This window comes from Cellulosimicrobium sp. AB352 (genome assembly GCF_049538415.1).
In the GTDB taxonomy this organism is placed as follows: Bacteria; Actinomycetota; Actinomycetes; order Actinomycetales; family Cellulomonadaceae; genus Cellulosimicrobium; species Cellulosimicrobium funkei.
The window spans coordinates 16,633-30,455 of record NZ_JBMVFX010000036.1 but is presented as its reverse complement, the minus strand read 5'-3'; the positions used below and the strand labels follow the sequence as shown (position 1 = coordinate 30,455).

The following is a 13,823-nucleotide window of genomic DNA, read 5'->3' as shown; positions in this document are numbered from 1 at the left end:
GTGCCCCGCGGCACGCTCTCGGGCGGGCGCGGCGGGCCCGCGGGACCGCCGTGCGGGGGCGGGACCGGGGGCGTGCTCAACTCACGGCGCCCGTGTACTTCTCGCCCGGCCCCTCGCCCGGGGCGTCCGGGTAGACCGACGCCTCGCGGAAGGCCAGCTGGAGCGAGCGCAGCCCGTCGCGGAGCGAGCGGGCGTGCTGGTTGCCGATGTCGGGGGCGCTCGCCGTGACGAGCGCGGCGAGCGCGTTGATGAGCTTGCGCGCCTCGTCCAGGTCGAGGTGGCCCTGCTCCTGCGCGTCCTCGGCGAGACCGCACTTGACGGCGGCGGCGCTCATGAGGTGGACGGCCGCGGACGTGATGACCTCCACGGCGGCCACGTCGGCGATGTCGCGCACCGCGTCGGTGGTGGGGTCGGGCACGGCGGCGTTCTCGGTACTCATGGCGACCATCTTTCCATCCGGCGGGGGGAGCGGTGGCCCGGTGCGCGGGAAGGACGGCCGACGCCCCGGGCCGGGGACGACGTCGGCCGCCGCCCCCGGCGAGGGGCGACGGCCGACGGGGTGCGACCGCCCCGCAGGGCGGCCACGACGGCTCAGACGCGGACCGGCTCCGCGGCCGTTCCGGGCTGGCCGCCCTCGAGCGGGGCGTCCGCGGCGGCGAGGGCCGCACGCAGCTCGCGACCCAGGTTCGCGTCGACGTACGTCCAGTACTGCACGGCGCGCTCGCGGATGTCCTCGCTGCGCACGGCGCCGACGTGGCCCGTGATCGTCTCGAGGAAGCGCGCGCGGGCCGCGTCGTCGAAGACCTCGCGGTAGAGCGTGCCCGCCTGGCCGAAGTCGTCGTCCTCCGGGTGCAGCGTCGCGGCGCTGCGCGTCAGCTCGCCGTCGGCCTCCCAGCCGGCGGACTCCGCCGCGCGGGTCGGGTCGGCGTGCGCGCCGCCCCGGCTGTTCGGCGCGTACACCGGCGTGGTCGCCGACGAGAACGAGTAGCGCATCGACCCGTCCTTCGCGTACGAGTGACCGGCCTCGGCCGCGGCGTGCGGCGCGTTCACCGGGAGCTGGGCGTGGTTCGTGCCCACGCGGTACCGGTGGGCGTCGGCGTAGGAGAAGATGCGCGCGAGGAGCATCTTGTCCGGGCTCGTCGCGATGCCCGGGACGAAGTTGCTCGGCGCGAACGTCGCCTGCTCGATCTGCGCGAAGTAGTTCTCCGGGTTGCGGTTCAGCTCCATGACGCCCACCTCGATCAGCGGGTAGTCGGCGTGCGGCCACACCTTCGTGAGGTCGAACGGGTTGAACCGGTAGGTCTTGGCGTCCTCGTACGGCATGACCTGGACCGAGAGCGTCCAGCGCGGGAAGTCGCCCCCCTCGATGTGCTCGTACAGGTCGCGGATGTGGTGGTCCGAGTCCGACCCGGCGAGCTGCGAGGCCTCGTCCGCGGTGAGGTTCTTGATGCCCTGCTGGGTCTTGAAGTGGTACTTGACCCAGAACCGCTCGCCCGCCGCGTTGATCCACTGGTAGGTGTGCGAGCCGAACCCGTCCATGTGGCGCCAGCTCGACGGGAGGCCGCGGTCGCCCATGAGCCAGGTCACCTGGTGCGCCGACTCGGGGGAGAGCGACCAGAAGTCCCACTGCATGTCGTTGTCGCGCAGGTTCGAGCCCGGCAGGCGCTTCTGCGACCGGATGAAGTCGGGGAACTTGATGCCGTCGCGCAGGAAGAACACGGGCGTGTTGTTGCCGACGAGGTCGTAGTTGCCCTCGGTCGTGTAGAACTTCAGCGCGAAGCCGCGGGGGTCGCGCCAGGTGTCGGGCGAGCCCTGCTCGCCGGCGACGGAGGAGAAGCGCGCGAGCATCTCGGTCGTCGTGCCGGGCTGGAACAGCGCCGCGCGGGTGTACGCGCTGACGTCCTGGGTCACGGTGAACGTGCCGAACGCACCGCCGCCCTTGGCGTGCACGACGCGCTCCGGGACGCGCTCGCGGTTGAACTGGGCGAGCTTCTCGACGAGGTAGTGGTCGTGCAGGACGATCGGGCCGTCGGCGCCGACGGACTGCGAGTGGGCGTCCGAGGCGACGGGCGCGCCGGCGTTCGTCGTGGTGAAGGGGGCGGTCATGGGTCTCCTTCCGTGAGCCGCGGGTACGGCTCGTGTGGCGTTCTCAAACAGTGCATCCGTGAGGAAACGGACGCGCTCCGGGTGCACGAGGCCCCGGGGCGGGTGGTGCGGGGTCAGTCGGCGCAGTCGGGGCAGAGTCCCCAGAACGTCACCTCGGCGGTGTCGATCCGGAACCCGGCGGTGCTGCTGGGGGTGAGGCACGGGGCGTGGCCCACGGTGCAGTCCACGTCGGCGACGGCGCCGCAGCCCCGGCACACCACGTGGTGGTGGTTGTCGCCGAGCCGGCGCTCGTAGCGGGCCGGGTGCCCGGCCGGCTCGATGCGGCGCACGAGCCCCTTGTCGGTGAGCGTGTGCAGGACGTCGTAGACCGCCTGGACCGAGACGGAGCCCAGCGCGGTGCGCGCGGCGCGCAGCACGTCGTCGGCGTCCGCGTGCTGCTGCACCTCGACGGCGTCGAGCACGGCGAGGCGTGCGGCGGTGACGCGCAGGCCGTGGTCGCGCAGCTCGCTCTCGTGGCGTGCGCGGCGGGGCCCGTCCTCGAGGCCGGTGCCTGCGGTCGACGTCGCTCCTGTGGTCATGGCTCCCACTGTACCCCCCTATTCTGGAAGAGTTCCATTGATGGATCGGATCAGATGTCTGCGCGTGCGGTCGGCTCGCCCTGCACGCCCGCTCTGCTATCCTTGACAGCTGACCGACCCGTTCGTGTCCGCACCTCCCGGTTCCGGGTGGTGCGGAAGACGTGCGGGTGCGCAAGTGGATGACATCCCACCCGGGCTTCGACCGCCGACTCGCGTCGCGACAGAGGCCGGGTCCTGGTCCGGAGCGAGCCCCTCGGGGACCGTTCCGCCGTGGTCGTCGCGTTCGCGTGACGTCCCGACCTGATGGCCTCCGCCCTGCGCCAGGGACGGAGGCCTTCTTCGTGTCCGGGCGGTCTACCGACGACTTCCTAGGAGCATCACATCAGCGAGCCTCGCATCAACGATCGGATCCGCGTCCCCGAGGTCCGACTCATCGGTCCCGGCGGGGAGCAGGTCGGCGTCGTCCGCACCGAGGTTGCCCTGAGCCTTGCCCAGGACGCGGACCTCGACCTCGTCGAGGTCGCCCCGGACGCCCGGCCCCCCGTCGCCAAGCTCATGGACTTCGGCAAGTTCAAGTACGAGTCCGACATGAAGGCGCGTGAGGCGCGGCGCAACCAGGCGAACACGGTCCTCAAGGAGATCCGTTTCCGCCTGAAGATCGACCCGCACGACTACGGCACCAAGAAGGGCCACGTCGAGCGCTTCCTCGCGGCGGGCGACAAGGTCAAGGTCATGATCATGTTCCGCGGCCGTGAGCAGTCGCGCCCCGAGATGGGTGTCCGCCTGCTCCAGCGCCTCGCGGACGACGTCGCGGAGCTCGGCTTCGTGGAGTCCATGCCGAAGCAGGACGGGCGCAACATGACCATGGTGCTCGGTCCGGTGAAGAAGAAGGCCGACGCCAAGAGCGAGCAGCGCAAGCGCGCGCAGGAGGCCGAGCCGCGTCTCACCAAGTCCGCCCAGCGCGCCGCGGCGCGCTCGGGCGACGACGCGGACGAGACCGAGGCGGTCGAGACGCAGACCGTCGAGGCCACCGACGCGGTCGAGGCGACGGAGACCACGGACGCGGTCGAGGCTGCCGCCCCGGCCGAGGAGCCCGCCCCGGCCGAGGCTCCGGCGCAGGCCGCTCCGGCCCCGCGCTCCGCTCCGGCCCCGCGGTCGGCTCCGGCCCCGCGCTCCGCTCCGGCCCCGCGGTCGGCTCCGGCCCCGCGGTCGGCTCCGGCTCCGCGCTCGGCGCCTGCCCCGCGTCCGGCGGCTCGACCGGCCGCGGACTCGAAGCCGGCGGCGCCGCGCCCGACGCCCGCGGCCTCGCCCGCGTCGTCGGACGGCGCGAAGCCCGCAGCACCCCGGCCCGCCGCGCCGAAGCCGGGCGCCCCGCGCCCCGCGCCCAAGCCGGCACCCAAGCCGACGCCGCGCGGCAAGGCCGGCTGACACCGGCACCACGGACGGACCCTGCTCGGGGTCCGGGCCCACCGGCCCGGACCCGAACACGTCGGCCACCGCGAGGTGGCTGACCGGACACAAGGAGAGACGGCAGTCATGCCGAAGAACAAGACGCACTCGGGTGCCAAGAAGCGCTTCCGCATCACGGGTTCCGGGAAGGTCATGCGCGAGCAGACCAACGCCCGTCACTACCTCGAGCACAAGGCGACCAAGCGCAAGCGCCGCCTCGCTGCCGACCAGGTGGTCTCGCCCGCCGACGTCAAGTCCATCAAGAAGCTGCTCGGCAAGTGACCCGGCAGGTGGCGGGACCCGCCACCGACCGGCTCACCCCTGAGCCCCGAACTGCAAGGAGCATCACGTGGCACGCGTGAAGCGGGCGGTCAACGCCCAGAAGAAGCGCCGTACGACCCTCGAGCGCGCCAGCGGCTACCGCGGCCAGCGCTCGCGCCTCTACCGCAAGGCGAAGGAGCAGGTCACCCACTCCCTCGTCTACTCCTACCGTGACCGCAAGGCGCGCAAGGGCGACTTCCGCAAGCTGTGGATCCAGCGCATCAACGCTGCGTCGCGCGCCCAGGGCCTGACGTACAACCGCCTCATCCAGGGCCTCAAGGCCGCGGGTGTCGAGGTCGACCGTCGCCTGCTCGCGGAGCTCGCGGTCAACGACGTGGCGGCGTTCAACGCGCTCGTCCAGGTCGCGAAGGACGCGCTCCCCGAGGACGTCAACGCGCCCAAGGCCGCAGCCTGACCAGCGCCTCGCCCGGCCGCCCGTCGGCCACGGACGCCCGTCCGGCGCCCGGCCCGCTCGACCCCACGCTGACGAATCCTCGCAGCGACCGGGTCAAGGCGGTCCGTGCGCTGGCCGGGCGTCCGGCGCGTTCACGGCACGGACAGCTCCTCGTGGAGGGCCCGCAGGGCGTCCGCGAGGCGGTCCGGCACGCCCCCGACCAGGTCCGTGACGTCTACGTCACGCCCGCTGCGGCGGAGCGGCACCCGGAGATCGTCGCCGACGCGCGCGCGGCCGGGCTGCACGTGCACGGCGCGACGCCCGAGGTGCTGGCGGCGATGAGCGCCGACGCGCAGGGCGTGCTCGCCGTCGTGCGTGCGGACGCGCCGCGGCTGGAGGACGTCGTCGCGACGCTCGCGCGGCGCGACCGCCCGGCGCTCGTCGCGGTGCTCGCGACGGTCCGGGACCCGGGCAACGCGGGGACCGTGGTCCGCGCGGCGGACGCCGCCGGGGCCGACGCCGTCGTGCTCGCCGGCGAGAGCGTCGACGTGCACAACCCGAAGGTCGTGCGCTCGACGGCCGGGTCGCTCTTCCACCTCCCGGTCGTCACGGGCGTGAGCCTGGCCGAGGCCGTCGCCGCGCTGCGCGGCGCGGGGCTCGCGGTCCTCGCCGCCGACGGCGCGGGGGACCTCGACCTCGACGACCTGCTCGACGTGGCCGGCGCCGCGGGCGCCGGTACGGAGCGCCCGGTCGACCTCGCCGCGCCGACCGCATGGGTCTTCGGGAACGAGGCGTGGGGGCTGCCCCCGGAGGACCGCGCGCTGGCCGACGCCGTCGTGCGCGTGCCGATCCGCGGCCGGGCCGAGTCCCTGAACCTCGCGACGGCGGCGACGGTCTGCCTCTACGCCTCCAGCCGCGCGCACCGGCCCGCCCGAGGCCCGGGCGCCGACCCGGAGGGCGGCGCGTGAGGCTGTTCGCCGCGCTCTACCCGAGCGCCACGGCGCTCGACCACCTCGCGCTCGCCCTCGCGGACGCGCACGCCCAGGAGGCGCGCCGGCCCGACGGCGCACCGCTCGTCCGCTGGACGTCCCCCGAGCTGTGGCACCTCACGGTGTCGTTCTTCGGCGACGTGCCCGAGGGGGCCGTCCCCGACCTCGCGGCGGCGCTCGAGCCGGTCGCGCACGACGCCGCGCCGCTCGACCTCCGGCTCCGGGGCGCGGGCGTGTTCGACCGCCGCGTCCTGTGGGTGGGCGTCGGCGGGGACGGTGCCGACGCCCTGCGGGCGCTGAGCGCCGCGGTCGCCGAGGCGGCGGGCGACGCGGGCGTGCGGGTGGACCGCCGTCCCCGGCAGCGCGCGCACCTCACGGTCGCGCGGGCCGCGGCCGGGGCGCGCCAGGCGAACCGCCGGGCGCGCGGTCGCGGCGCGACCCGTCCCGACCGCACCGCGGGCGACCCGCTCGCCGCGCCCGCCGCGGCCCTCGCCGTGTACGCCGGCCCGGGGTGGACGACCGACGCGCTGCACCTCGTCGAGTCCGACCTCGGCGACGCCTCGGGGCACCCGGTGCACCGGACGCTGCGGACCCTGCCGCTCGGGCCCGCCGCGCGCTGAGCGGGACCACCCTCCGGCCGCGCCCGGAGACGCCTGTGCGAGGATGGGCCGCATGAGCCTGAGCGGTGGTCGTCGATTTCCCGGGCCCGTCACGGGCCCGCGCGACTGACGCGTGCTCCCCGCCCGCCTCGTGGCGGGACGGGTCCTGGCCCGGACGGGCGCCCTAGAATGACGGCGACGCGCGCACGTGCGCGCCCCGCACGCCCCGCCCCGAGCGGCGCGTGCCGCGGGTCGACGCCGGCCGTCGTCCGCTCCCCGCAGTCCCGCCCTCGCCAGGAAGGCACGCATGTCCAGCCCTGACGCCGACGTCGTCACCCCCCACGCGGGCGACGGCGGACCGGACACCACCACCGGACCCTCCCCGCTCGACGCCGACGCGCTGCAGCGCGCGCTCGACGCCGCGCTCGCCGCCGTCGCCGCGGCCGGCGACCTCGACGCGCTCAAGCGCGTGCGCACCGAGCACGCGGGCGACCGCAGCCCGCTCGCGCTCGCGAACCGCCAGATCGGTTCGCTCGCCCCCGCGGACAAGAAGACCGCGGGCAAGCTCCTCGGCCCGCTGCGCGGCCGGCTCAACCAGGCCCTCGCCGCGCGCCAGGCCGAGCTCGAGGCCGAGCGCGACGAGCGCGTCCTCGTCGAGGAGGCCGTGGACGTCACGCTGCCCGTGGACCGCGTCCCCGCGGGCGCGCGGCACCCGCTCGAGACGCTGCAGGAGCGCGTCGCGGACTTCTTCGTCGGTATGGGCTGGGAGATCGCGGAGGGCCCCGAGGTCGAGGCGGAGTGGTTCAACTTCGACGCCCTGAACTTCGGCGTGGACCACCCCGCGCGCCAGATGCAGGACACGTTCTACGTCGCCGGCCCCGACGGCGAGGACGGCGCGGAGCCGTCGAACCTCGTGCTGCGCACCCACACGTCGCCGGTCCAGGCCCGCTCGCTGCTCGAGCGCGGCGTGCCGCTGTACGTGGCGTGCCCGGGCAAGACGTTCCGCACGGACGCGCTCGACGCGACGCACACGCCCGTCTTCCACCAGGTCGAAGGCCTGGCGATCGACAAGGGCCTGACCATGGCGCACCTGCTCGGCACGCTCGACGCGTTCGCGCGCGCGATGTTCGGCCCGGACGCGCGCACGCGCCTGCGGCCCGCGTACTTCCCGTTCACCGAGCCGAGCGCCGAGATGGACCTGTGGTTCCCCCAGAAGAAGGGCGGGCCGGGCTGGATCGAGTGGGGCGGCTGCGGCATGGTCAACCCGAACGTGCTGCGGTCCGTCGGGGTCGACCCCGACGAGTACTCGGGCTTCGCGTTCGGCATGGGCATCGAGCGCACGCTCATGCTGCGCCACGGGATCGCGGACATGCACGACATGGTGGAGGGCGACGTGCGCTTCTCCGCCCAGTTCGGAACGGAGATCTGATGCCGTACGTCGCCATCGACTGGCTGGGCGACCACGTCGAGCTGCCCGCGGGGCTCACCGCCGAGCGGCTCGCCGCCGACCTCGTCCGCGTCGGCCTGGAGGAGGAGGCGATCCACGGCGCGGCCGTGACGGGTCCCCTCGTCGTCGGGCGCGTCCTCGAGATGACGCCCGAGCCGCAGAAGAACGGCAAGACGATCAACTGGTGCCTGGTCGACGTCGGGCCGGAGCACAACGTCGCCGAGATCAAGGGCGTCGAGCCGGCAGACATGCCGGCGGGCGGTGCGCGCGGCATCGTGTGCGGCGCGCACAACTTCGCGCCGGGCGACCTCGTCGTGGTCGCGCTGCCGGGCTCCGTCCTGCCCGGTCCGTTCCCCATCGCGAGCCGCAAGACGTACGGGCACGTGTCCGACGGCATGATCTGCTCGCAGCGCGAGCTCGGCCTCGGCGAGGACCACGACGGCATCATCGTGCTGCCGCGGCTCGGGTACGCGGCCGAGGACCTCACCCCGGGGCAGGACGCGGTCGCGCTGCTCGGGCTCGGCGACGAGGTGCTCGAGATCAACGTGACGCCCGACCGCGGGTACGCGTTCTCCTACCGCGGCGTCGCGCGCGAGTTCTCGCACTCGACGGGCGCGCGCTTCACGGACCCGGGCCTGCCCGGCTCCCTGCCCACGCCCCCGCCCGCGGCGACGCCCGACGGTTTCCCCGTCGAGGTCGACGACGCGGCGCCGGTCCACGGCGTCGTCGGGTGCGACCGCTTCGTCACGCGCGTCGTGCGCGGGCTCGACCCCGCGGCGCAGACGCCCGCGTGGATGCAGCGCCGCCTCACGGCGTCGGGCATGCGGCCCATCTCGCTCGCGGTCGACGTGACGAACTACGTCATGCTCGACCTCGGGCAGCCCCTGCACGCGTACGACCTCGAGAAGGTCGCGGCTCCCGTCGTGGTGCGGCGCGCCGCCCCGGGCGAGCGGCTCACGACGCTCGACGACGTGGACCGCGCGCTCGACCCGGAGGACCTGCTCATCACCGACAGCCCCGACGGTGCGCGCGGCGCGCGCGTCCTGGGTCTCGCCGGCGTCATGGGCGGTGCCTCGTCGGAGGTCGGGCCGGAGACGACGGCGGTGCTCATCGAGGCCGCCCACTTCGACCCCGTGACGGTCGCGCGCACGTCGCGTCGCCACAAGCTGTCGAGCGAGGCCGCGAAGCGGTTCGAGCGCGGCGTGGACCCGCTGCTGCCCGCGGTCGCGGCGCAGCGCGTCGTCGACCTGCTCGTCGAGCTGGGCGGCGGGACCGCCGACCCGGCCGTCAGCGACCTCGACCGCGTGACCGCGCCCGCCCCGATCCACCTGCCCGTCGGCGAGGCCGAGCGCCTCGTCGGCGTGCCGTACACGCTCGAGCAGGTCGTCGGGACGCTCGGGGCGATCGGGTGCACCGTCGATGCGGACGACGCCGCCGCGACGGGCGTCGTCGTCGTGACCCCGCCGTCGTGGCGCCCCGACCTCACCGAGCCGGCCGAGCTGGTCGAGGAGGTCGCGCGCCTCGTCGGGTACGACGAGATCCCGTCGGTGCTCCCCTCGGCGCCCGGCGGCCGCGGGCTCACGCGCGAGCAGCGCGTGCGCCGGTCGGCCGCCCGCGCGCTCGCCGAGCACGGGTTCGTCGAGACGCTGAGCTACCCGTTCGTCGGCGAGGGCGAGCTCGACGCGCTGCGGATCCCCGCGGACGACGAGCGCCGCCGGGCGCTGCGCCTGCTCAACCCGCTGGCCGACGACCGCCCCCTGATGCGCACGGACGTGCTGAGCACGCTCCTGGAGACGACGCGCCGCAACGTGGGCCGCGGGCTCGGGGACGTCGCCGTGTTCGAGGTCGGCCTCGTGACGCACCCGCGCCCTGGCGCCCCGGCCGCGCCGTCGCTGCCCGGCGGGGTGCGTCCCTCCGACGACGACCTCGCCGCGATCGAGGCCGCGCTCCCGGCGCAGCCGCGCCACGTCGCGGGCGTCCTGGTCGGTCGTCGCGAGCGGGCGGGCTGGTGGGGCCCCGGACGTCCCGCGGACTGGACGGACGCGCTCGACGCGGCGCGCCTGGTCGCGGACCGAGCCGGCCTGCGGGGGGACGACGCCGTGCGCGTCGTCGCGGACACCGCGCGGGCCCCGTTCCACCCGGGCCGCTGCGCGCGCCTCGAGCTCGCCGACGGGACGGTCGTCGGGCACGCGGGCGAGCTGCACCCCAAGGTGCTCGAGAACGTCGGCCTGCCCGCCCGCTCCGTGGCGTTCGAGCTCGACCTGTCGGCGCTCGTCGCGGGCGCGTCCGACGAGCCCGTCCAGGCGACCCCGGTCTCCGGGTTCCCGGCGGCGAAGGAGGACCTCGCGTTCGTCGTCGCCGCCGACGTGCCGGCCGAGGCGCTGCGGGCCGCGGTCGTCGAGGGCGCCGGCGAGCTCGCCGAGGAGGTCGCGCTGTTCGACGTCTTCACGGGCGAGCAGGTGGGCGCCGAGCGCAAGTCGCTCGCGTTCTCGCTGCGGCTGCGCGCCGCGGACCGCACCCTCACCGCCGACGACGTCGCGCGGGTCCGGGAGGGCGCCGTGGCCGCCGCGCGGGAGCGCGTCGGGGCGGAGCTGCGCGCATGAGCGGCGCACCGGGGGAGGGCACGACGCCGGACGTGGCGCCCGCGCGCACCGCGCTCGTCACCGGGGCGTCGCGCGGCATCGGCCGCGCGGTCGCCGTCGGGCTCGCCGCGTCCGGTCTCGACGTCGCGCTCCTCGCACGCGACGCGGGCCGGCTCGCCGGGGTGGCCGACGAGATCGCCGCGCTCGACGGCGCGGGCCGGGCCGTCGTCGTCACGGCGGACGTGACCGACGCGGCGGCGGTGGCCGCGGCCGTCCGCGAGGCCGAGGCCACGCTCGGGAGCGTGGACCTGCTCGTCAACAACGCGGGCCGGGTCGACGCCGAGGTGCCGCTCTGGGAGGCGAACCCCGACGAGTGGTGGGCGGTCCTGGAGACCAACGTGCGCGGGCCGTTCCTGCTCGCGCGCGCCGTCGTCCCCGGGATGCTCGCGCGCGGCGGCGGCCGCGTCGTCGACCTCAACAGCGGCGCGGGCTCCCACGACATGGACGGAGCGAGCGCGTACAACGCGAGCAAGACGGCGCTCCTGCGCCTCGGGGCGAACCTCCACCGCTCGGGCCACGCGCTCGGCCTGCGGACCTTCGAGGTGTCGCCGGGCGTCGTGCAGACCGACATGACGGCGTCCATGGTCATGCACGAGGGCCGCACGGAGTGGACGCCCGTCGAGCGCACGGTCGAGATGGTCGTCGCGATCGCCCGCGGCGAGCTCGACGCGTTCTCGGGGTCGTTCGTGCGCGTGACGCACGACTCGCCCGGGTCGCTCCGCGCGGCCGCCCAGGAGGCCGCCCGCGCGGGCGTCGCGTTGCCCGGTCCTGACGGCCGTCGGCTGCGCGTCACGCGCTGGGGCTCCGACGACCCGATGCCGGGAGAGCTCCCCGCCCGCTGAGCGCACGCACCCCGCACGGCCGACGCCGCCCGACCCCCCCGGTCGGGCGGCGTCCGTGCGTCCGGGCACCGGGTCACAGCGGGACGCACGTGTCCCGGTCGACCCACACGTGCCACAGGCCCCGCTCGGGGTGCTCGTACTCGAACGCCACGAGCCCGCCTGCGTCGTGCGTGACGACGCCCGTGAGCACGACCCGCCGGCCGTCGCGGTCGAACGTCGTGCAGAGGGCGGGCACCTGGACCGGGACGGGCGCGTCCGGCAGGAAGGGGCGGGTCGCGGGGGCGACGTGCTGCGTCATACCCGGAAAGACGCGCGCACGCGCGTCGTCTCACGCGTCGGGGCGGGTGAAAAGCGCACGGGTCGCCGCGTAGCATGGCCCGCGACACGGGGTGCCCCGCACCGGGGCTGAGATGAGACCCGTCGAACCTGATCTGGCTCGTACCAGCGAAGGGATGTCCGCGCGATGACGCTCGCCCTGCCTCGGCACACCTCCGACCCGGTCCCCGCCCCCGCGGACCGTGATCACCGACCCGACCCGGGCCGTGGGCCCGACCCGGCACCGTCCCGCCCCCGCGTGCTCTCCGTCGCGGGGACCGACCCGACCGGCGGCGCCGGGATCCAGGCCGACCTCAAGGCGTTCTGCGCGCACGGCGCCTACGGCATGGCCGTCACCACGGCGCTCGTCGCGCAGAACACCCACGGCGTGCGGTCGGTGCACGTCCCCGGGCCGGCGTTCCTGCGCGCGCAGCTCGACGCCGTGTCCGACGACGTCGACGTCGATGCCGTGAAGATCGGCATGGTCGCGGACGAGGCGAACGCCCGCGCCGTCGGGGAGTGGCTCGACGACCTCGCCGCGGCGCGCGCCGCCACGGGTGCTCCGCGGCCCTGGGTCGTCCTGGACCCGGTGATGGTCGCGACGTCCGGCCACCGCCTGCTCGACGCGGGTGCCGAGCAGGCCGTGCGCGACCTCGCGGCGCGCGCCGACGTCGTCACGCCGAACCTGCCCGAGCTCGCCGTCCTCGGCGGGCAGGAGCCCGCGACGACGTGGGACGACGCCCTGCACCAGGCGACGTCGTACGCGACCGCGAGCGACGCCGTCGTGCTGCTCAAGGGCGGTCATCTCACCGGACGCACGTCGCCCGACGCGCTCGTCGTCCCCGCGCCCGGGCCGACGACGGGCCGCGCGCCGGGGGCGGTCACCGTCACGACGTTCGACGCCGAGCGCGTCGACACGCCCCACACCCACGGCACGGGGTGCTCGCTCTCGGCGGCGCTCGCGGCGCTGCGGCCGCAGCGCGCGAGCTGGGAGGAGGCCGCGCGCGAGGCGAAGGAGTGGCTCACGGGCGCGCTGCGTGCCGGCGCCGCGCTGCGGGTGGGGACGGGCCGGGGGCCCGTGGACCACCTGCACCGCTCGGCGCCCGTGCGGCGGGGCTGAGCCCGGGCCGCGGGACGCACTCAGGCCGTGGGGCCGCTCGCTCCGTGGTCGGCTCCGCGGTCGGTGTCGAGGTCGGCCAGCGCGTCGCGGAGCACGGCGAGCGTCGCGCGCGCGACGGCGAGGCGCTGCGCGGGCGGGGCGTCCGCGGGCCGCGTCGTCACCTTGGCGCCGACGAGCGGGACCGGCCCGGCCGCGGCGAGGAACTCGCGCACCTCGGCCGGGCCGAGCATCGACTCGTCCGGGCCGGGGAGCGCGGGGTCCGGGCCGTGGGGCGGCACGTGCGCGTCCGCCCACGGCGCGCCCCACCGGCCGGGCCGGCCGGCGGCGCCCGAGAGCATCGCGCTCGCGAGGAGGCCGGCGCCGGCGGCCGCCCGCGCGTGCTCGACGGGCGTCGCGGCGCTGCGCCCCTCGATGGCGGACCGGCCCCAGTTGAGCCCGACGTGCAGGGGGTGGCCGGTGTCCCGGGCCGCGCGCGCGACGGCGGCGATCTCGTCGTCGAGCGCGAGGAAGCCCTTCTCCGCGACGCCCCACGGGCGGGGCGCGTCGCAGTGCTCGACCACGAGCGGCAGCCCGGCGGGCGCGACGGCGGCCAGCTCGGTGAGGCTGCGCGCGAGCGCCGCGCCGGAGCCGCGGCCGGGACCGGGCGCGGACTGGAGCTCGACCGCGACGACGCGTCGTCGACCCTCCGCCTCGGCGAGCCGCGTCACGGCCGCGAGGACGCGCGCGACGCCGTCGACCGCCTCGCGCCGACCCTCCTCGTCGTCGGACGCGAGGCCGTAGGAGCGGTCGGCCGTGGCGCGGCGGGCCGTCGCGGCGACCGTCGTCGGCAGCAGCGCCCAGTGCGCCGGGAGCGCGGCCGCGGTCGTCGCGAGCGCGTCCGTGTCGTCCGGGTCGACGGGGTGCTCGAGGCCGTCGAGGCCGTCCTCGTCGAGGGCGGCGTACCAGCCGCCCGGGTCGGGGACGCCCGCGAGGGCGTAGGCACCGAGCAGGGTCAGGGGGCGGTCGTGCAGGTCGGTCATCG

14 protein-coding genes and 1 riboswitch are annotated in these 13,823 nt (G+C 75.9%); of the genes, 9 read left to right on the top strand and 5 right to left on the bottom strand.

Annotated elements, in window-relative coordinates; translation table 11 throughout:
* Window positions 1-76: 76 nt before the first annotated feature.
* From ACPCUX_RS18460 to ACPCUX_RS18450, 3 genes are all read right to left on the bottom strand, one after another.
* Window positions 77-439 carry a DUF1844 domain-containing protein gene (locus ACPCUX_RS18460; RefSeq protein ID WP_043659864.1) on the bottom strand — a complete coding sequence of 121 codons (363 nt, stop codon included), beginning with the start codon at window positions 437-439 and terminating at the stop codon, window positions 77-79.
* Between the two features lie 152 nt (window positions 440-591).
* Window positions 592-2,106, bottom strand: coding sequence for a catalase (locus tag ACPCUX_RS18455; protein WP_043659858.1), 1,515 nt, complete (start codon window positions 2,104-2,106; stop codon window positions 592-594).
* Between the two features lie 113 nt (window positions 2,107-2,219).
* Window positions 2,220-2,684 carry a Fur family transcriptional regulator gene (locus ACPCUX_RS18450; RefSeq protein ID WP_081600341.1) on the bottom strand — a complete coding sequence of 155 codons (465 nt, stop codon included), beginning with the start codon at window positions 2,682-2,684 and terminating at the stop codon, window positions 2,220-2,222.
* A 381-nt stretch (window positions 2,685-3,065) separates the two neighbouring features.
* Here ACPCUX_RS18450 and infC point away from each other — a divergent pair, with 381 nt between their 5' ends.
* From infC to ACPCUX_RS18410, 8 genes are all read left to right on the top strand, one after another.
* Window positions 3,066-4,112, top strand: a complete 1,047-nt coding sequence (infC, locus tag ACPCUX_RS18445; RefSeq protein WP_423389363.1) for a translation initiation factor IF-3 — start codon at window positions 3,066-3,068, stop codon at window positions 4,110-4,112.
* A gap of 108 nt (window positions 4,113-4,220) precedes the next feature.
* Window positions 4,221-4,415: a 50S ribosomal protein L35 gene (rpmI, locus tag ACPCUX_RS18440; RefSeq protein WP_034653792.1), complete on the top strand. Its 195-nt coding sequence runs from the start codon at window positions 4,221-4,223 to the stop codon at window positions 4,413-4,415.
* A 67-nt stretch (window positions 4,416-4,482) separates the two neighbouring features.
* A complete protein-coding gene (gene rplT / locus ACPCUX_RS18435) occupies window positions 4,483-4,869 on the top strand; it encodes a 50S ribosomal protein L20 (RefSeq protein WP_024840664.1) in 387 nt (128 codons plus the stop codon).
* 68 nt (window positions 4,870-4,937) lie between these two features.
* Window positions 4,938-5,816 (top strand): TrmH family RNA methyltransferase, encoded by an 879-nt coding sequence (locus ACPCUX_RS18430; RefSeq protein ID WP_076406622.1) that lies wholly within the window; start codon window positions 4,938-4,940, stop codon window positions 5,814-5,816.
* Window positions 5,813-6,457 carry an RNA 2',3'-cyclic phosphodiesterase gene (thpR, locus tag ACPCUX_RS18425; RefSeq protein WP_171467801.1) on the top strand — a complete coding sequence of 215 codons (645 nt, stop codon included), beginning with the start codon at window positions 5,813-5,815 and terminating at the stop codon, window positions 6,455-6,457. Before ACPCUX_RS18430 ends, thpR begins: the two co-directional genes overlap by 4 nt.
* Window positions 6,458-6,743: 286 nt before the next feature.
* On the top strand, window positions 6,744-7,865 hold the full coding sequence (gene pheS / locus ACPCUX_RS18420; RefSeq protein WP_083712017.1) for a phenylalanine--tRNA ligase subunit alpha: 1,122 nt from the start codon (window positions 6,744-6,746) through the stop codon (window positions 7,863-7,865).
* Entirely contained in the window at window positions 7,865-10,486 is a 2,622-nt protein-coding gene (gene pheT, locus ACPCUX_RS18415) for a phenylalanine--tRNA ligase subunit beta (RefSeq protein WP_423389361.1), read from the top strand. Before pheS ends, pheT begins: the two co-directional genes overlap by 1 nt.
* Window positions 10,483-11,367 carry an SDR family oxidoreductase gene (locus tag ACPCUX_RS18410; RefSeq protein ID WP_396051326.1) on the top strand — a complete coding sequence of 295 codons (885 nt, stop codon included), beginning with the start codon at window positions 10,483-10,485 and terminating at the stop codon, window positions 11,365-11,367. Before pheT ends, ACPCUX_RS18410 begins: the two co-directional genes overlap by 4 nt.
* Window positions 11,368-11,440: 73 nt before the next feature.
* Here the strand turns inward: ACPCUX_RS18410 and ACPCUX_RS18405 are convergent, their stop codons facing one another.
* Window positions 11,441-11,665, bottom strand: coding sequence for a hypothetical protein (locus ACPCUX_RS18405; RefSeq protein WP_034651423.1), 225 nt, complete (start codon window positions 11,663-11,665; stop codon window positions 11,441-11,443).
* Between the two features lie 77 nt (window positions 11,666-11,742).
* Window positions 11,743-11,837, top strand: a riboswitch (TPP riboswitch).
* A 104-nt stretch (window positions 11,838-11,941) separates the two neighbouring features.
* On the opposite strand from ACPCUX_RS18405, the gene thiD reads away from it, so the two are divergent.
* Complete coding sequence (gene thiD / locus ACPCUX_RS18400) at window positions 11,942-12,802, top strand: bifunctional hydroxymethylpyrimidine kinase/phosphomethylpyrimidine kinase (protein WP_423389360.1); 861 nt, start codon at window positions 11,942-11,944, stop codon at window positions 12,800-12,802.
* A 20-nt stretch (window positions 12,803-12,822) separates the two neighbouring features.
* Here the strand turns inward: thiD and ACPCUX_RS18395 are convergent, their stop codons facing one another.
* Entirely contained in the window at window positions 12,823-13,821 is a 999-nt protein-coding gene (locus ACPCUX_RS18395) for a DUF4862 family protein (protein WP_423389359.1), read from the bottom strand.
* Between the last annotated feature and the right edge of the window lie 2 nt (window positions 13,822-13,823).